Origin of the sequence: Bacillus norwichensis (assembly GCF_014836955.1) — a bacterium.
Taxonomy (GTDB): Bacteria; Bacillota; Bacilli; order Bacillales; family Bacillaceae_C; genus Siminovitchia; species Siminovitchia norwichensis.
This window is the reverse complement of record NZ_JACSPV010000018.1, coordinates 15,917-32,952: the sequence shown is the minus strand read 5'-3', so window position 1 is coordinate 32,952 and position 17,036 is coordinate 15,917. Positions and strand designations below refer to the sequence as shown.

Here is a 17,036-nt window from a genome sequence, read left to right as displayed (position 1 = left end):
TATACAATTCTATGGGTGAAGCGATTGAAGAAATTAATTATGATGGTGGGACTATTGAGACAAAGGACCCGGCAACAATTGGGCCCTAAGGATCATTTCATTGGGCCTGCGAAACTATCGTGCTGCTGATCCGTAGATAAAAAAGGTTTTACAGACTTTATCAAAATTTTAAGGAGTGGTTTTTAAGGTGAAGAGAACGATACCGATTATTTTGGGTGTCCTGCTTATGCTGATACTCGCAGCATGCAACGAGAAGGCGGACCCGGTGGAAAAAGAAGTTGAAAACGAAGAAGGAGCTTCTGCGGAAAAGGAGAAAGCTAACAAGGAAAAAGAAAGTGAAACTACGTTGAAAGAAGTAGAAAAAGATAATAATGATGAACCAATGGGAATACAATCAGATACATTATTAGACGATGTCCCACCGATACCAACAAAATTTGAGGAAATTGTTGCGTACCCAGTCGGACCATTTAGCGGTAACGGAAATTATGCTGCGCAAGCGGGAAAAACAACATTGTCTGAAGAGGAGTTAGTGGAAGAGGTATTCAATGCTTTGCCATCTTTTACGAAAGAACAGTTGGATGAGCCTGGCTTTATTGATCGCTGGTTCAGCGCGTTTCACTATTTAATTGCAGAAGATTTTAAAGATCCGCAATTTATTGTTGACGAAATGGCACTTCATTCATTTGGAAAGCCGATGATCAATGGTAAATTGATCGACTTTAAAGAACAGTTAAACGTCCTTATTATCTTCGATGCGAGTGGAAGTATGGCTAATGCCATGCAGGGTCAAACAATGATGGCTATCGCGCAGAAGGAATTGACGGAACTGATTGATGGTATGCCCGATAATGTAAATATCGGCCTTCGCGTATATGGAGGGGGAGAGAGGAGTGATGAAGCGAAATGTTCAGCAACAAAGCTTTCTCACCCGATTGCTTCAGGAAATAAAGCAGAAATTAAAGCGACAATCGCCGGAATGGAGCCAGGGGGATGGACTCCGATCGGAGAAAGCTTAAAACAAGCAGCTCAAGATTTTGCGGACTTTTCCAGTGAGACGAATACAAACTTTATTTATTTAATTAGTGATGGTGTCGAAACATGCGATGGAGATCCAGAAAAAGAAGCTGAACAATTAAGAAAATCAAATATTGAACCGATCATTAATGTTATCGGATTCAATGTCGATATGAATGGTCAACATGAACTGAAGAAAATAGCTGAACAGGGACAAGGACAATACATCCATGTGGCAGATACACAAGCCTTTGCTGATTCAATGAAATCAATTGAGGCAATTGTTCAGGCATGGGAAAATCAAAAATTTGAAGCAATCGACGATGCAATAACCGCTAAAGGGAAGGTGAGCGACGCGATATATGACCTACAACGAGAATGGATGAATAAAAAAGATGACGAGTATAATGTGATGATGCATGTGTTTGACAAAATGAATAGTTCAGATGAATATTTTGAAGATAAAGATGCATTTAATGAGGCTCATGATACAATCCTGCAAAAAATTACCGATATCAATAGATTATATCTTGAAGAGTTCGAACAAAAAAATAAAGATTTGAACGACAATTTGGATGAAGCTTTTAAGGATATTTTAGAACAATTGGAGTAGAAGAGTGAGTGAAGCTTATAAAAGGAGAAAACTGTATAATCCCTATGTTAGGCTACTGAATCTTCGAATTTACTTCGGCTTTTGGCAGCCTGATTTTTTAAAATTCTCTACGAATCATTAGAATAGTTTTTTCTTGCTAAACAGGCAGGGTAGCGGCAAATTTTTTGTTTACAGCAAATTAATTTGATGTATAATACTTTCATATCTTAATTTATTCAACCTAGCCATAGGCTAGGTCGCAGGTTCAAGCCCGGCTGGAAGCTTTTTAAAAAATTAAGGGCTCCCATAGTTGGGAGCCCTGTCTAATCAGGCATATTTCTCTTGGGAAATACTTGGTTTAGCTTACCACCAGCCACAGCCGCCAGTGAAGGCAGCACCTACAATGATCAAGAGAATGAACAAAACAACAACAAACGCAAAGCCACCGCCGTGACCTACACCTGCACCCATGTAAAGGCACCTCCCCGTGTATACTGGTTATTATTTTATGTAGTAAAAGGTCCCAAGTGCAGAATAGTTAGGATTTAGATAAAAAATGTGCTCTTCGACTATTTGGTCAGGGAAGAATCGACTTTTAACTATAAAAAACGACAAGGAAAAACTTTTTCTGAAAAAAATCTTGAAATGTGTTGACAAATTTATCCGTTTTATTTATACTCTTTATTGTGCTTAATAAATGGCCCCTTGGTCAAGCGGTTAAGACACCGCCCTTTCACGGCGGTAACACGGGTTCGAATCCCGTAGGGGTCACCATTGATTTTTAAATGCGCTCATCTTGATTTAACAGCGGATGGCATGCTAAGAGCACACAACGCATGCACTTGTACATTCAGTACTTTGGAGGATTAGCTCAGCTGGGAGAGCACCTGCCTTACAAGCAGGGGGTCGGCGGTTCGAACCCGTCATCCTCCACCATAATACGCCGGCCTAGCTCAATTGGTAGAGCAACTGACTTGTAATCAGTAGGTTGGGGGTTCAAGTCCTCTGGCCGGCACCATTTTTTTATTTTGCCTTTTTTTGATGGTGGGGTAGCGAAGTGGCTAAACGCGGCGGACTGTAAATCCGCTCCCTCCGGGTTCGGCGGTTCGAATCCGTCCCCCACCACCATTTACATAGATTAGGAATATAAAATGAGATTTTGGGTAACATACTAAATATGTTTTTATACGATGGGCTATAGCCAAGTGGTAAGGCAACGGACTTTGACTCCGTCATTCGTTGGTTCGAATCCAGCTAGCCCAGCCAAGAGCCATTAGCTCAGTTGGTAGAGCATCTGACTTTTAATCAGAGGGTCGCAGGTTCGAATCCTGCATGGCTCACTTTTTCAATTTTATATTTCGAGGGGCCTTAGCTCAGCTGGGAGAGCGCCTGCTTTGCACGCAGGAGGTCAGCGGTTCGATCCCGCTAGGCTCCATCCTTTTGAAAAACCTATGCCATGGCGTAGGTTTTTTTTATGAATTAACAAATCAAAAATAGTTCTCCTGTGGATGCCCTCCAGTCAATACGTCGATGAACAGGCCCCCTTCGCCTTTCTGTATTGTCCAGCTCCGGTGCCTATCGACTAGTAGACTTCGCGCCTTCTCCTACGATAAGTCAACATCGCTCCGCTTTGCTTCGCGTGTTTCCTTTATCTCGTCCAAGACACTCCAGTCAATACGTCGATGAACAGGCCCCTTCGCCTTTCTGTATTGTCCAACTCCAGCGCCTACTAGCCCCTCGAGGTCATAAGCCAATTCCCTGTGGTGGCTGAAAGGCTGCCTCCTCGGGAATCGTCTTATGCTTGTCGGGGCTAAACAAGGCGCTTCCGCTTTTCTTTTGTCTAGCTCCGGGCTCCAGCGCCTATCAGACTTCGCGCCTTCTCCTACGATAAGTCAACATCGCTCCACTTCGTTACGCGTGTTTCCTTTATCTCGTCGAAGGCACTCCAGTCAGTACGTCGCTAAACGTCGCCCTCCGCTTTTCTGCATATATATTCACTTTTTTGTCTAGTTGAGTCATTTGTTGTTATCGGGATAGAATATAGGCATTATGTTGGTGAAGGAGCGAGTCCATGAGAAGGAAATTTTCGGTTGTTGGTGTGCCCATGGATTTGGGACAGATGCGAAGAGGCGTTGATATGGGGCCGAGTGCCATGAGATACGCGGATGCTGTTAAACGTTTGGAAAACATAGGATATGAGGTTGAAGACCTTGGGGATATTCCTGTAGATCAAATAAATGATGAGTTGAATGGTCAACCCACTTTAAGAAATTTGAAAGCGATCACAAAGGCGGCCTCAAGTTTGGCCGACTGTGTAGATTCCATTATAAAAAAGGGTCGCTTCCCGCTGGTGCTGGGAGGCGATCACAGTATTGCAATCGGAACGCTTGCAGGTGTGGCAAAGCACTTTCAAAATTTGGGAGTGATCTGGTATGATGCACACGGAGATTTAAATACAGATGAAACGACTCCTTCAGGTAACATTCATGGTATGCCGCTTGCCGCAAGCCTTGGATTTGGACACCCTGAACTGATCGATGTTGGAGGTTTCCATCCGAAGGTGAAGCCTGAAAATGTTGTAATCATTGGGGCGCGCGATCTTGATCAGGCTGAAAGGGATTTAATCAAGAAGCATTCCATCAAGGTGTATACGATGCATGAGATTGATAGGTTGGGAATGACAAAAGTAATGGAAGAAACGATTGCTTACCTGAAAGAAACGTCAGATGGTGTGCATCTATCCCTTGATTTGGACGGTTTGGATCCTCATGATGCTCCAGGTGTAGGGACACCGGTATTGGGCGGCATTAGCTATCGTGAGAGTCATTTGGCGATGGAAATGCTGGCAGAGTCAGGTCTCATTACTTCTGCAGAATTTGTGGAGGTTAACCCTATCTTGGATGAAAAAAATAAGACAGCAGAAGTTGCTGTCGCGTTGATGGGGTCATTATTTGGTGAAAAGCTTTTGTGAAAAAGACTTTGGAAAACAAGCAACAGCTCTACTGTGAACCGTTGCTTGTCTTTTTCTGCTCAATTAAATGATATCTATTCAATAATTGGTCTAATTGATCGCTTAAACGTAAGACGCGCTCATCGGCAAATGATCGGGATAGCCCCAATTTGACCAACTCTTTCCTTCTTTCCTCGATTTTCTTTAATAGTGCTTTCTGTTTCCTTTCCATTATGGATCCCTCACAAGGTGGTTAGTAATAACTGTTTAACCATTTTTCTACAGATTAAACCAATTCCACTTACGACTGTAAAAATTTGTTATGATAGAAACATAATTAAATTTGAAACCTTTTTTTAAATGGGACGTATATAAAGAGAACCGCGCTGGCGGGAGGGTTAAATGAGATGGATAAGTTGGTGAATCAAAGAATCAGGCAAGTTTTAAAAGGCGATCAGGAAGCATTTGGGGAAATCGTAGAGCTATACAGAGATAGAATCTGTTCCCTTTGCTACAGGATGCTTGGAAATCGGCATGAGGCTGAAGATATTGCTCAAGAGGCATTTGTCCGAGCGTATGTGAATATCGAAAGCTTTCAGTTGAACCGTAAGTTTTCCACATGGCTGTATAGAATCGCTACTAATCTTTGCATTGATCGGATAAGAAAGAAAAAACCTGATTATTTTCTGGATGCTGAAATTGCAGGAACAGAAGGATTGACTTTATATTCACAATTGGCAGCAGCAGGGAAGACGCCTGATGCAGAAGTTGAGACTTTGGAACTTCAGGAAATTGTGCAAAACGAAATTTTGCGATTGCCGGATAAATATAGATCGGTCATTATTCTTAGGTACATTGATGATCTTTCACTGAATGAAATCGCAGAAGTGTTAGAAATGCCGCTTGGAACGGTGAAGACAAGAATTCACCGCGGCAGGGAAGCACTTCGCAAAAGATTGCACAATATGTGAGAAAGGTGAGAAGGAAATTGAAGGCTTGTTCAGAAGAGATCGTTCTCTATATGCAGGAATACATGGACGGGGATCTGACACAAGATAAAGAACGTGAATTGAAGGAACACTTACAAACTTGCGAGGCCTGTCAATCACATTTTCAAGAATTGAAAAGAACAGAAGCGTTGGTGAAGAGTGTCTCCCGAATTGCAGCTCCCGCTCACTTTACAAATCAGGTCATGGATCGCCTCCCGAAAGAGAAAAATATTGTAGGGTTCAAACGTTGGTTTAGGCATCACCCTATGCTGATTGCTGTGTCGTTATTCTTTATATTAATGGCAGGCAGTCTCGTCAGTGGATGGAATGATGACCAAAAATTTGCGTTCACGAAAAAACCTAATATAATTGTTGAAAATGATACAGTGATTGTTCCAAAAGGAGAAGTGGTCGAAGGAGACCTCGTTGTGAAAAATGGGAATATAAGAATTGAAGGCCAGATAGATGGGAATGTCACCGTCATTAATGGAAATCAATATATGGCTTCTGCAGGGGACGTGACGGGTGATATAGATGAAATTGATGAAATATTTGAATGGATTTGGTATAAGGTGAAAGAAGGCGGGAAAAAGGTAGGCCAACTATTTAAATAATATCAATGCCGACTGCTTACGCAGTCTTTTTTAAAAAGTGGGTTTGACAAAAAATGGTATTGAGTCGGTCGAATACTAGGAGAGAAGGGTTAAGGGGTAGTAGGTATGTCAATAATACACCTTAGTCAAAGAGGCGTTTAATTTCCGCTTCGTAAAGCTGCAGATTCAGAGAAACTTATCGTAAATGGATTTGTTGTAGTGGCAAAAAGCCTACCATCAAAATGTGTTTTGAGCTTCTCACAAGGCAGTAGGACTTCCTTCTCTCTTTTTCCAAAAAAAAGCTGCCTTGACATATTATCGGCAAATGCCTCTGGATTATTTTTATGTTATAATTGGTTTGTTTTCAACATGATGTCAGCGCTTAAAAAATAGATGGAGGAAAGATTATGCCGTTTGCCGACCTTTCGATTATGGACTACTTGTCCCGCATAGTAGATATTTTCCTCGTTTGGTACGTTATATATAAGCTTCTTATGATTATACGCGGCACAAAAGCGGTACAGCTTTTAAAAGGAATATTTGTTATAATCATTGCCCGTTTTGTCAGTGAATACCTTAATTTGCATACATTGAGCTGGATTTTGGAAAATGCTATTACCTGGGGTTTCCTTGGCATCATTATCATATTCCAGCCTGAACTGAGGCGTGCTCTCGAGCAACTTGGGCGCGGAAGCATCTTTACAAGAGGCGGTGTTCAGGAAGAGGAGGAATTGCAACAAAAGGTGCTTGCGATCACCGATGCCATTAGTTATATGGCGAAGCGCAGAATCGGGGCTTTGATTTCAATCGAACGAGAAACCGGTATGGGCGATTACATAGAAACTGGAATTCCGCTTCATTCCAATTTGACTTCGCAGCTACTGATCAATATATTCATCCCTAATACGCCATTGCATGATGGAGCAGTTATTATTCAAAAAAACCAGATTGCTGCAGCAGCTTGTTATCTTCCTCTTTCTGAGAGTCCATTCATTTCGAAGGAACTCGGTACTAGGCACCGGGCAGCGGTAGGAATCAGTGAAGTAACAGATGCCTTGACGATCATTGTTTCTGAAGAAACAGGACATGTATCCGTAACACAGCATGGTGAACTTTATAGAGACCTGTCTCCTGAAGAATTCAAAGAACTTTTGGAAAAGGAATGGACGAAGCAGTCTTCCTCATCACTTTGGAAAAGAAAGGGGAAGAATCAGGATGGATAAATTCATGGATAACCCCTGGTTCGTAAGAATTGTAGCCATGGCGCTTGCATTTCTTATGTTTCTATCAGTACAGGATATGGGGAACAAAAACGGAGCATCCAGGCCTAACGGAATGGAAAACACTGAGGTTGAAACCATCGCCGATGTGCCATTGGAGAAATACTATGATTCCGAAAATCTCGTTGTAACAGGCGTGCCCGATACGGTAAAGGTAACAATCGAAGGCCAAAGAAGGTTTGTGGAAGCGACAAAGCGGCAAAGAGATTTTACCGTCTATGTGGATTTATCTGATTTGAGCATTGGAAACCATCGGGTTCCCATTTTATATAAAAATTTCTCTGAAAAGCTTAAGGTACAGGTCGAGCCTGTATATGTAGAAGTCTCCATTCAAGAAAAGGTGACAGAGGAATTCGTTGTCGAGCCAGAATTCAATAACAATATATTGGCAGAAGGTTTTGAAGCGGAGTTTCCGACGGTGGAACCGAATAAAGTCAAAATCACCGCAGGAAAAGAGACGCTTGAAAAGATCTCATATGTTAAAGCGTCCATTGATGCTAAAGGCTTGATTACAGACACCATTGAACGAGACACAAAAGTGACGGTTCTTGACCGCGAATTGAACAAGCTTGATGTGTTTGTGGAGCCTGAATATGTAACTGTGACTGTCCCGGTAAATAATCCGAGAAAGACAGTTCCACTCAAAATCAAACAGGTCGGATTCCCACCTGACGGTACTGTCATCAAGCGAATGGAACCTGATTTGGATGAGGTTATGATTTTCGGGTGGACAGATAATTTAAAATCAATTGATGAAATTGAAGTTGAAGTAGATGTCAGTAAGGTGGACAAGGACGATATATTGGATGTTCCGATCAAGTACCCGGAAGGCGTCAATAAAATTACTCCGGAAAGAGTCAAAGTTAAAGTCGTAACGGACAAAGGGAAAAAAAGTGAAGAGACAAATTTGAGTGAAGTTCCGATTGATAGCAAAGGTTTGGCAGAAGGATTAGATGTTGAATTTGTGTCGCCCGAGGATGGAACTGTATCCATTAAGATGGAAGGTAGCAAAGATCAGCTGAAAAAAGCTCAAGAGGGCGCGTTTGAAGTATTTATGAATATAGAGGGCCTTCAAGCTGGAGATCACGAAGTGGATCTGGAAGTAAAAGGACCAAAAGACGTTAAGTGGGAACTTTCGACAGACACAGCGAAGATACGGATAAAGGAAAAAGGAACTGTTTAAACATAACAGGCAACTTTATTAGGTGATTTCTGTTAAATGACTGTTTAAACATAGTTGAACGAAGGAGCGATACAATCGAAATGGGTAAATATTTTGGAACAGACGGAGTAAGAGGAGTAGCCAACGCGGAACTTACTCCAGAGCTGGCGTTTAAGTTAGGCCGTTTCGGCGGTTATGTTTTAACAAAAAGCGCGGAGCACCCAAAAGTTCTAATTGGAAGGGATACCCGGATTTCCGGACATATGTTGGAAGGAGCACTTGTGGCGGGCTTGCTTTCTATCGGGGCAGAGGTCATGCGTTTAGGTGTTATTTCAACTCCGGGAGTAGCTTATTTGACAAAAGCTCTTGGAGCCCAAGCTGGAGTAATGATTTCGGCATCCCATAACCCGGTTCCTGATAATGGCATTAAATTTTTTGGGCCGGATGGTTTTAAGCTTTCGGATGAAGAAGAAGCCCAGATTGAGGAGTTGCTCGATTTAAATGAGGATCATCTTCCACGACCTACAGGAGCAAAACTTGGAATTGTGAACGACTATTTTGAAGGCGGTCAGAAGTATTTACAATTCCTCAAGCAGACGGTTGATGAGGAATTTACCGATATTCATGTAGCTCTTGATTGTGCAAACGGCGCTACATCTGCTCTTGCTACCCATTTATTTGCAGACCTCGATGCAGATACATCCACAATGGGTGCGTCACCGAACGGGTTGAATATTAATGAAGAAGTGGGATCTACTCATCCGGAAAGTCTAGCAGCTTTTGTAAAAGAAAAGCAGGCTAATATCGGCTTGGCTTTTGATGGAGATGGCGACCGCCTTATCGCTATTGATGAAAACGGGGAGATTGTAGACGGAGACCAAATCATGTACATATGCGCGAAGCATTTGAAAGAAGAAGGCCGCCTGAAGCAGAATACAGTTGTTTCTACCGTTATGAGTAATCTCGGCTTTTATAAGGCTGTAGAGGCGAATGGGATGCACAGCGTGCCAACTGCTGTAGGAGACCGATATGTTGTGGAAGAAATGAAGAACAATGATTATAATTTAGGCGGAGAACAGTCTGGACATATTATTTTCTTGGACTATAATACGACAGGCGACGGTCTTTTAACCGGTCTTCAGCTCGTCAATATCATGAAGTTGACGAATAAGCCGCTTTCCGAATTGGCAAAAGAGATGCAGAAATTCCCGCAAAAGCTTGTAAATGTCAAAGTGAAGGACAAGCATCACGTGACAGACAATGAAAAAGTGAAAACTGTCATTGAACAAGTTGAAGCAGAAATGGATGGTAACGGAAGAGTTCTTGTTAGACCTTCGGGAACAGAGCCGCTGGTCCGGGTAATGGTAGAGGCTCCAACCGAAGAAGCGTGTGAACAATTTGTTCAGCGCATTGTGGAAGTTGTAAAAGAAGAAATGGGATTGGACGAATAAATCGAAAAAATGCATGGGATAGCAGAAGATGCTCTCATGCATTTTTTTATTAAGGAATGTTATATACAGTACCTTGCAATAAACAGTACCGTGTGATATCCTAGGATTGCAGCTAAGGGTTATTTTTTTATCTAGGTACTATATATTATTTAGTAGTGTGCAATGAAGAGATGAGGTGGGCCATAATGAATGTTCAATTTAAAAAGGGTGTTTTAGAGCTTTGTGTCCTTTCATTATTATACAAAAAAGACCGCTATGGATATGAACTTGTACAAAAGATTTCCAATCAGATTGCTATATCTGAAGGATCAGTATACCCGCTGTTAAGACGCCTGACGAAGGAGGGCTATTTTACTACCTATTTAAAGGAGTCGACAGAGGGCCCGTCACGAAAATATTATCAGCTCACGCTCCAAGGAAGGGAACATTTGGAGCGTCTGCTTCAAGAGTGGCAGGAGTTTACAAGTGGTGTCAATCAATTGATCAAAGAAGGTGTTGGGCAATGACGAAGTACCAGTTTATGCGGATTTTGGAATCATCTTTAGAAAAGCTTTCTGAAGAGGAGCGCAAAGATATTTTACAGGATTTTGAAGAGCATTTTATCCTCGGTAAGGAAGAAGGAAAGACAGAGGAGGAAATCGCGGATTCCCTAGGTTCACCGCGGCAGATTGCCAAAGAGTTGTTGGTAAATCATCGTCTTGAAAAAGTGGAAGCAACCAAAACAACCGGGAATGTTTTTCGGGCGGTTTGGGCAGTTATTGGTTTAAGTTTTTTCAACCTTGTAATTGTTCTCGGACCTTTCATAGGATTGATTGGAGCGATTGCAGGCGGTTGGGTATCGGGAATAGCTTTTATCGTTTCACCGCTGCTTCTCTTGGTGAGCACGGCCATTTTTTCAGGGACTTTTCAATGGTTTGATCTGTTTTTCTCTTTCATGCTTTCCGGTATCGGCTTTTTCATCGTAATAGGAATGTATTTCGCTACTCGTGGAATCATCAATGGCTTTGTCCGTTATTTGAGGTTTAATATTAGGCTTATAAAAGGGGGATTGAAACATGATTAAAAAGGTTTCAATCATTGCTTTGGTCCTTTTGATTGTTGGCTTTGCAGGCAGTTTGCTTACTTTCAAAAACAAAATGACAGGTATAGAAGTGTCTGAAACCAAAACTGTCCAAGGCAATTTTTCAAATATCGATGTTAACACAAACAGCTCTAGGATTGAGATCCTGCCAACAAAGGATTCCACTGCAACCGCAGAGCTTTCAGGTGAAGTAGGGAAAGGCGAGAAATTTACATTTGATGTAGATGTGAACCATGACACACTTCGTGTTCGATTAAAAAACAAGCAGAAGTTCATTCATTTTGATTTTTATCCTACATCTCCCCTGTCACTAAAAGTTTACTTGCCCGAAAAGGAATATGACTCCATGCAAATTAAAAACAATAATGGCAGGGTCCATGTGGAAGGAATGGAGACTGAAGAGCTTATTGTTGATATTGATAATGGAAGGATCGAACTAAGTGATATCAAGGGTTCCTCAGTGAGGGCTAAATCAGCCAATGGTAGAATTGATGCAAAAGATATAAAGGGGGCTTCATTCACCACAAGGTTGTACAACGGCAGAATTAATCTTGAAGATGTGGAGGGAGAGATATCGGGTCGAACGAGCAATGGCCGCATCTCTTTAATAACGGATAACTTGGATCGTCCCATTGATTTGGGTACAGATAATGGAAGAATTGAGATTCAAGCGACCAAAGAACCTGAGAATGCCACTTTTGATATAAGGGTGGGAAATGGTAAGGTGAATGTTTTCGGCGAGCCTAATCGGAAAGATGCTGTATTTGGAAATGGTGAGAACTTAATCAAATTAAGTACTTATAATGGAAGGGTTATAGTTAGTAAATAACTAGCATCTTGAACTTAATAGGAATTTGTTCTTTTCAAACAGATGTATTAATGAGCAAGGTATAGATGTACTTTATTCAGCAGATGTCGCCCATTTCTGTAAGTGGTGAGAATGAATCCATGTTGGGTGAGGTTCAAACCCCGGCTGATAATGTGAAAATCTGGGCGCAAATACGCCAAGACGCATTTGATATTGGAGTTGTACGGGAAACATTGAATTGATCCCTTCGATCTTTCATAGTTGGCCCAACCTGTGAAATATGTAACTCAATAAAACACCTCGCCAATAGGAAGGTATTAGAAATGAGAAAGTTGATAGGTACCATTTTAAAAACAGTTATCTTTTTTATTGGGGGCCGTTTTGATTTCCGCTATGCCTGATATACAAACAAATAATCAGGCATACATGCGATTATGGTGGGAATTTAAACCACTTGCTTTAGTAGTTTTATTTTCTGTTATTTTTGTTTCAATAATAGAAAAGGGTAATATTAAGATCCCCATAACTTCAAGGTTTTTAATAAATTCTCTAAAAGGTGTTGTAGTAGGTGTCTTATGGTTGGGAAGCGTGATAGCTGTCTTATTCCTTACTAAAACAATGATTATACAAGGTCAAAATAATGTTGATTATGTATGGATTTGGATTTTGGCATCACTATTAAATGTTGCAATGCAAGAATTGTTGATGAGGGGTTATCTATATCAATTATGGAAGCAAAAATATAATGTAATTGTTGCAACCTTAATGTTGTTTCAATGAGTATAGTTGTAACATTGCTATTAGAATACACAGGTACAATAGCAGCACCCATAATTGCTCATTTCATTTGGAATACAAATTGGAGCGGTTATTCTTGGTAGTGTTTCTTTGACAAGTGATTATCCAAATCTTTTAAACAGTACGTTTCAAGGAAACCCATTAATATCAGGAGGCATCTATAAAATCGAAGGCAGTATTGTCGTTTTACTTGTTAATTTAATTCTTATTACATGTTTGTTCATATTAAATAAAAAATCCAGCTCAAAATTATAGGAATAAGTGTACTCATACATTAATCCGCTGATCCTTTCGGACAGCGGATTATCTTTATTTCTTCATCTGTTCCTGGGCCATTTTAATCATCTCTTTGACCATGTTTCCTCCGATCGAGCCTCCAATTTTTCCAGCCTGCTCGGAAGTCAATTGCCCGTTATATCCTTCTTTTAATGGAATACCTTGTTCGCGTGCGATTTCGTATTTAACATTGTCCGGTTTTTCTGGATTTACTTGATATCCTTTATCCTTCATCACCCTGGATTTTAATTGATCCAATCCCGCACGAGCTTCAGGAACTAAAATTTTATTGTTTCTGGCCATTAGGGAAACCTCCTTTTGCCATAGTATTTCCCTAATAGTGATCGCTATGCTCCACCAGGAATTGTATTTTTCATGAATTTAATAAGAGCTGTTGAGGTCAAAAGTAACACCCCGGTGAACAAAAACCCTCCATTTGCTGAGAGTTCCAATAATCCTGTAGTGCTTGAACCCGCAACAACTCCGATGGAAAAGAAAGCATAAAAGTAACCGTATGCTTTCCCACGATTTCCTTCTGTCGTCGACTCAATGAGCAGAGAGTTGATTGAAGGAAAGAGAAAGGCAAATCCAGTACCATACAATGCCATGAATATAAACAGAAGAGGCAGGGTTTCGGAAAAGCTGATACAAATCATACTGGCAGACATTGTAAGCATGCCGAATACTAAGGTATTGATCGGCTTCAAACGATCAAATAGACGGTTGGTCGGCAGGATGAAAATTAAAACTGCTACAATGCCGAACGTACTTAGCAGCATTCCGCTCATCTGCGTATCGTTTCCCAAATTCTCCACTTTCAATGGGAGCATATAGGCAAGTACCCCCTGAGAAAACATAAGGAAAAAAGCACCTGCGAATGCTTTGATAACCGGGCGGCTTCTGAATAGCTGGTGTACGGGATGCTGTGTCCTTTTTCGGGCGGCGGTTTGGACGGAAATGGCTTTTTTCCTCAGAGTGAAAAAGGTAAGCACTCCCAGTATCAGCATGGCAACTCCTGTTGTCTGCAGCACTGCTACTTCGCTTGTCCTGCTGGCTAAAATGCCGCTGAAAGCTGGGCCTATGATGGCAGCCATGCCTATAAATGCTCCGGAAAGAGCTACACTCCTCCCCTTTTGATGTTTGGCAGTCGAGTTAGCAACGAATGTAAAAGCTGCCGGGACAATTAGACCAGCGTGCAAGCCGTGGATAAAGCGTACAAACAGCAATAACAACGGATCAAAAGCAAGCTGATATAAAAATAAGGAAACGCTCGTTAGAAGCAGTCCTGACAAGAGAATTAGGAAAGGTCCCTTCTTGTCTGTCAAAATGCCTGAAGTGACATTACCTATCATATTTGAGAAAGAAAACATCCCAACAACGAGGCCGGTTATAAATGGTGTAGCCCCGAGTGAACTCGCCAGCGGTGTCATGATGGGTAATTGTGAAAATAAATCAAAAAAAGAAAAAAAGATAATGATGTACACAAATATGCGCATTAACAATAAACACCTCAATCATTTAATCAAACTCTATTTTCTCCTGTTCCCCATCATTAGGCAAGAGGTTGGGCTTCACCAATCTAAAAAGTCATCTGAGAAATCTTTCAACCCTAGTTTAAGAGGTAATAAATTTTGATAAATAGCATTTTTGTAAATAACTCTATTATTTACAGATAATATTGTGTATTATTAATAAATGTATGATTTTATTAAAGTAGGGGGAAGAAAGATGTCTTTAAAAAGAACATTCTCATTTGTCGCACTATTCAGCGCTTTTTTGCTTGCGGCATGTGGAGGCGGTAGCTCTACAAGCAAAGAATCTGGAAATAATGATAAGGGAAGCGACCAGCCGGTTGAGGCAAAAGTAGGGGTTATTGCTTGGATGACTGGTTCTGGCGCAAGCTATGGAGAAGCCATCACAAATGGACTCAAGCTGGCTAACGAAGAACTGACAGAAAAGGGAGAGGTAAAAATCGACCTTTTAATAGAAGACTCTGCAGGAGCCCAGGACCAAGCGTTATCTGCTGCACAGAAATTAATGAATAATGAAAATGTTTCTGCTATTATAGGACCAACATTGAGTACAGAGATGAATGTTGTAGGACCTGAAGCCGATTTGAACGGTATTCCGATTATGGGTACGTCTACAACGGCAGAGGGAATCCCGCAGATTGGAGATTACGTATTCCGTGACTCCATTCCAGAGGCGGTAGCAATTCCAGCTTCTGTAAAAAAAGCTGTTGATGAATATGGTGCGAAAAAAGTCGCACTTATTTATGGAAATGATGACGTGTTCACGAAGTCTGGCTATGACACCATGAAAAAAACAGTGGAAGATATGGGGCTCGAAGTTTTGACAACTGAGACGTTCCAGATTGGACAGTCCGACTATAAGGCACAGTTGACCAAAATTAAAAATTTGAAACCTGATATAGTCCTTGCATCCGCACTTTACAATGAAGGTGCCGTGATTTTGGACCAAGCAAGAAAAATGGGCATTGATGTACCATTTGTAGGTGGAAATGGATTCAACTCACCAGAAATTATCAATATTGCTGGAGATGCAGCCAATGGACTTATTGTTGCTACACCGTGGTTTGCTGGAAAAGATAATAAGAAAGTACAAAATTTTGTAAAAAAATATAATGACGCTTATGGAAAAGACCCTGACCAATTTGCTGCGCAAGCTTATGATGGACTTTACTTAATGGCTGAAGCCATTAAAACAGCTGGCGGCGACGATTCAGATGACATCCGTGACGGTTTGGCAGAAATAAAAGACTTCGAAGGAATTCTTGGAACAATGTCTTTTGATAAAGACGGGGACATTGTCATGGAGCCTACAGTATTAATTGTTGAAGATGGAAAGTTCAAAGAGTTTGAGTAAGTGTAAACTTGATCCAGCAGAAGTCTCTCACTTCTGTAAGTGGTGAGATGAATGTTCCATTCAGTGGGGGCACAAACCTCGGCTGAATAAAGTTAAAGCCTCCGGCGGATGCCACAGATTTTTAGAGGGAATTTATCGAGCGAAAGCTCAATAAAATCTGGGCGCAAATACGCCAAGGCGAATTTGATGATTAAGCCTCCGTTCCTGAACGGGGGCTTGTATGCCGAAAAATCAAATCAGAATTGAAACGGGAGGAAAAATAATTTGTTACTTGAACAGATAATCAACGGTCTGACTCTCGGTAGCATATATGCGATCGTTGCTCTCGGCTATACTCTCGTGTTTGGTGTGTTGAATATCATTAATATGGGGCACGGAGAAATCTTCATGTTCGGAGCCTTTATGGGAGTATTAGTTACAAGTGTATTAGGTATGCCCCTTTATGTCGCTTTCATTGCGGCCATCATTGTAACCGCGGTAATAGGTTATCTAATGGAGCGCTTAGCACTTCGTCCGCTGCGGGGGAAAAAAGGCGTATCGCACTTGGCACCGTTAATCAGTACAATTGGTGTATCCATCTTTTTGGAGAACCTCGCGCATCACTTATTTGGTGCCGGAAATAAACCATTCAGAACGCAGCTTTCCGAGATGAGTATTCAGGTCGGATCAGTCTCCGTATACTATGTGCAAATTGTTATATTTATCATCGCTATTATTTTGATGGTGGGACTGTCATTCTGGCTTTCAAAGACAAAAGCAGGAAAGGCATTAAGAGCAAGTGCTGAAAACTTAGAAGTTGCCAGCTTGCTTGGAGTAGATACGAAAAAAATGATTACCCTCACTGTAGTCATTGCTTCGGCAATGGGTGGGGTCGCTGGTGTGCTCGTTGGACTAGCATTTAACTCTGTTGCACCCCAAATGGGCCTATCTATTGGTTTAAAAGGATTGGCTATCATTATTCTCGGTGGAATGGGAAGTGTCAATGGCGCCATGGCTGGCGGGCTGATACTGGGACTTTCGGAAACAATGGTAGTTGCTTTCGGGAATTCAGGTTACCGGGATGCTATCGCATTTGTTGCCATTATTGTTATTTTAATCGTACGGCCGCAAGGAATCTTTGGCAAGGCCGCGTCAGGAGATAGGCGGTGAGGAC

At 41.4% G+C, this 17,036-nt stretch carries 17 protein-coding genes, 7 tRNA genes and 1 pseudogene; 21 read left to right on the top strand and 4 right to left on the bottom strand.

Annotation, left to right across the window (positions count from 1 at the left end; translation table 11 throughout):
* Window positions 1–187 precede the first annotated feature (187 nt).
* Window positions 188–1,630: a vWA domain-containing protein gene (locus tag H9631_RS22720; protein WP_191812980.1), complete on the top strand. Its 1,443-nt coding sequence runs from the start codon at window positions 188–190 to the stop codon at window positions 1,628–1,630.
* Between the two features lie 342 nt (window positions 1,631–1,972).
* Here the strand turns inward: H9631_RS22720 and H9631_RS11720 are convergent, their stop codons facing one another.
* Window positions 1,973–2,080, bottom strand: a complete 108-nt coding sequence (locus H9631_RS11720) for a YjcZ family sporulation protein (protein ID WP_191812979.1) — start codon at window positions 2,078–2,080, stop codon at window positions 1,973–1,975.
* 228 nt (window positions 2,081–2,308) lie between these two features.
* On the opposite strand from H9631_RS11720, the gene H9631_RS11715 reads away from it, so the two are divergent.
* From H9631_RS11715 to rocF, 8 genes are all read left to right on the top strand, one after another.
* Window positions 2,309–2,383 (top strand) — tRNA-Glu (locus H9631_RS11715).
* A gap of 86 nt (window positions 2,384–2,469) precedes the next feature.
* Window positions 2,470–2,545: transfer RNA gene (locus H9631_RS11710), tRNA-Val, on the top strand.
* A gap of 6 nt (window positions 2,546–2,551) precedes the next feature.
* Window positions 2,552–2,627 (top strand) — tRNA-Thr (locus tag H9631_RS11705).
* Between the two features lie 25 nt (window positions 2,628–2,652).
* Window positions 2,653–2,737 (top strand) — tRNA-Tyr (locus H9631_RS11700).
* A gap of 63 nt (window positions 2,738–2,800) precedes the next feature.
* Window positions 2,801–2,875, top strand: a tRNA-Gln gene (locus H9631_RS11695).
* A gap of 1 nt (window position 2,876) precedes the next feature.
* Window positions 2,877–2,949, top strand: a tRNA-Lys gene (locus H9631_RS11690).
* Between the two features lie 22 nt (window positions 2,950–2,971).
* A tRNA-Ala gene (locus tag H9631_RS11685) sits at window positions 2,972–3,044 on the top strand.
* 636 nt (window positions 3,045–3,680) lie between these two features.
* On the top strand, window positions 3,681–4,580 hold the full coding sequence (rocF, locus tag H9631_RS11680) for an arginase (RefSeq protein WP_191812978.1): 900 nt from the start codon (window positions 3,681–3,683) through the stop codon (window positions 4,578–4,580).
* A 28-nt stretch (window positions 4,581–4,608) separates the two neighbouring features.
* Here rocF and H9631_RS11675 read toward each other — a convergent pair whose 3' ends face one another.
* Window positions 4,609–4,791, bottom strand: a complete 183-nt coding sequence (locus tag H9631_RS11675) for an aspartyl-phosphate phosphatase Spo0E family protein (protein ID WP_191812977.1) — start codon at window positions 4,789–4,791, stop codon at window positions 4,609–4,611.
* Between the two features lie 175 nt (window positions 4,792–4,966).
* On the opposite strand from H9631_RS11675, the gene sigW reads away from it, so the two are divergent.
* From sigW to H9631_RS22340, 10 genes and pseudogenes are all read left to right on the top strand, one after another.
* Window positions 4,967–5,530: an RNA polymerase sigma factor SigW gene (gene sigW / locus H9631_RS11670; RefSeq protein WP_191812976.1), complete on the top strand. Its 564-nt coding sequence runs from the start codon at window positions 4,967–4,969 to the stop codon at window positions 5,528–5,530.
* 17 nt (window positions 5,531–5,547) lie between these two features.
* The gene (locus H9631_RS11665; protein ID WP_191812975.1) at window positions 5,548–6,162 is read left to right on the top strand and encodes an anti-sigma factor family protein; all 615 of its coding nucleotides are present in this window, start codon (window positions 5,548–5,550) and stop codon (window positions 6,160–6,162) included.
* Between the two features lie 386 nt (window positions 6,163–6,548).
* The gene (gene cdaA, locus H9631_RS11660) at window positions 6,549–7,364 is read left to right on the top strand and encodes a diadenylate cyclase CdaA (protein WP_191812973.1); all 816 of its coding nucleotides are present in this window, start codon (window positions 6,549–6,551) and stop codon (window positions 7,362–7,364) included.
* The gene (locus H9631_RS11655; protein ID WP_191812972.1) at window positions 7,357–8,604 is read left to right on the top strand and encodes a CdaR family protein; all 1,248 of its coding nucleotides are present in this window, start codon (window positions 7,357–7,359) and stop codon (window positions 8,602–8,604) included. The genes cdaA and H9631_RS11655 overlap by 8 nt, the downstream gene beginning before the upstream one ends.
* Before the next feature lie 80 nt (window positions 8,605–8,684).
* A complete protein-coding gene (glmM, locus tag H9631_RS11650; protein ID WP_191812970.1) occupies window positions 8,685–10,034 on the top strand; it encodes a phosphoglucosamine mutase in 1,350 nt (449 codons plus the stop codon).
* A 185-nt stretch (window positions 10,035–10,219) separates the two neighbouring features.
* Complete coding sequence (locus H9631_RS11645; protein WP_191812968.1) at window positions 10,220–10,540, top strand: PadR family transcriptional regulator; 321 nt, start codon at window positions 10,220–10,222, stop codon at window positions 10,538–10,540.
* Window positions 10,537–11,097 carry an HAAS signaling domain-containing protein gene (locus H9631_RS11640; RefSeq protein WP_191812967.1) on the top strand — a complete coding sequence of 187 codons (561 nt, stop codon included), beginning with the start codon at window positions 10,537–10,539 and terminating at the stop codon, window positions 11,095–11,097. The genes H9631_RS11645 and H9631_RS11640 overlap by 4 nt, the downstream gene beginning before the upstream one ends.
* Window positions 11,090–11,944 carry a DUF4097 family beta strand repeat-containing protein gene (locus H9631_RS11635; protein ID WP_191812965.1) on the top strand — a complete coding sequence of 285 codons (855 nt, stop codon included), beginning with the start codon at window positions 11,090–11,092 and terminating at the stop codon, window positions 11,942–11,944. The genes H9631_RS11640 and H9631_RS11635 overlap by 8 nt, the downstream gene beginning before the upstream one ends.
* Before the next feature lie 65 nt (window positions 11,945–12,009).
* Window positions 12,010–12,165, top strand: a complete 156-nt coding sequence (locus tag H9631_RS11630) for a hypothetical protein (protein WP_191812963.1) — start codon at window positions 12,010–12,012, stop codon at window positions 12,163–12,165.
* Between the two features lie 151 nt (window positions 12,166–12,316).
* Window positions 12,317–12,804: pseudogene (locus H9631_RS22340) on the top strand (CPBP family intramembrane glutamic endopeptidase).
* A 226-nt stretch (window positions 12,805–13,030) separates the two neighbouring features.
* Here H9631_RS22340 and H9631_RS11620 read toward each other — a convergent pair.
* Both H9631_RS11620 and H9631_RS11615 read right to left on the bottom strand, forming a co-directional pair.
* Window positions 13,031–13,300, bottom strand: a complete 270-nt coding sequence (locus H9631_RS11620) for an alpha/beta-type small acid-soluble spore protein (RefSeq protein ID WP_191812961.1) — start codon at window positions 13,298–13,300, stop codon at window positions 13,031–13,033.
* Between the two features lie 44 nt (window positions 13,301–13,344).
* On the bottom strand, window positions 13,345–14,493 hold the full coding sequence (locus H9631_RS11615) for an MFS transporter (protein WP_191812959.1): 1,149 nt from the start codon (window positions 14,491–14,493) through the stop codon (window positions 13,345–13,347).
* 232 nt (window positions 14,494–14,725) lie between these two features.
* On the opposite strand from H9631_RS11615, the gene H9631_RS11610 reads away from it, so the two are divergent.
* Both H9631_RS11610 and H9631_RS11605 read left to right on the top strand, forming a co-directional pair.
* On the top strand, window positions 14,726–15,883 hold the full coding sequence (locus H9631_RS11610; protein WP_191812957.1) for an ABC transporter substrate-binding protein: 1,158 nt from the start codon (window positions 14,726–14,728) through the stop codon (window positions 15,881–15,883).
* A gap of 264 nt (window positions 15,884–16,147) precedes the next feature.
* The gene (locus H9631_RS11605) at window positions 16,148–17,032 is read left to right on the top strand and encodes a branched-chain amino acid ABC transporter permease (RefSeq protein WP_191812955.1); all 885 of its coding nucleotides are present in this window, start codon (window positions 16,148–16,150) and stop codon (window positions 17,030–17,032) included.
* The last annotated feature ends 4 nt before the right edge of the window (window positions 17,033–17,036 follow it).

Coding starts and splice junctions, on each gene's coding strand:
- H9631_RS11720 (WP_191812979.1), bottom strand. CDS start 2,080: ATGGGTGCAGGTGTAGGTCACGGCGGTGGCTTTGCGTTTGTTGTTGTT.
- rocF (WP_191812978.1), top strand. CDS start 3,681: ATGAGAAGGAAATTTTCGGTTGTTGGTGTGCCCATGGATTTGGGACAG.
- H9631_RS11675 (WP_191812977.1), bottom strand. CDS start 4,791: ATGGAAAGGAAACAGAAAGCACTATTAAAGAAAATCGAGGAAAGAAGG.
- sigW (WP_191812976.1), top strand. CDS start 4,967: ATGGATAAGTTGGTGAATCAAAGAATCAGGCAAGTTTTAAAAGGCGAT.
- cdaA (WP_191812973.1), top strand. CDS start 6,549: ATGCCGTTTGCCGACCTTTCGATTATGGACTACTTGTCCCGCATAGTA.
- H9631_RS11655 (WP_191812972.1), top strand. CDS start 7,357: ATGGATAAATTCATGGATAACCCCTGGTTCGTAAGAATTGTAGCCATG.
- glmM (WP_191812970.1), top strand. CDS start 8,685: ATGGGTAAATATTTTGGAACAGACGGAGTAAGAGGAGTAGCCAACGCG.
- H9631_RS11645 (WP_191812968.1), top strand. CDS start 10,220: ATGAATGTTCAATTTAAAAAGGGTGTTTTAGAGCTTTGTGTCCTTTCA.
- H9631_RS11640 (WP_191812967.1), top strand. CDS start 10,537: ATGACGAAGTACCAGTTTATGCGGATTTTGGAATCATCTTTAGAAAAG.
- H9631_RS11635 (WP_191812965.1), top strand. CDS start 11,090: ATGATTAAAAAGGTTTCAATCATTGCTTTGGTCCTTTTGATTGTTGGC.
- H9631_RS11630 (WP_191812963.1), top strand. CDS start 12,010: ATGTACTTTATTCAGCAGATGTCGCCCATTTCTGTAAGTGGTGAGAAT.
- H9631_RS11620 (WP_191812961.1), bottom strand. CDS start 13,300: ATGGCCAGAAACAATAAAATTTTAGTTCCTGAAGCTCGTGCGGGATTG.
- H9631_RS11615 (WP_191812959.1), bottom strand. CDS start 14,493: ATGCGCATATTTGTGTACATCATTATCTTTTTTTCTTTTTTTGATTTA.
- H9631_RS11610 (WP_191812957.1), top strand. CDS start 14,726: ATGTCTTTAAAAAGAACATTCTCATTTGTCGCACTATTCAGCGCTTTT.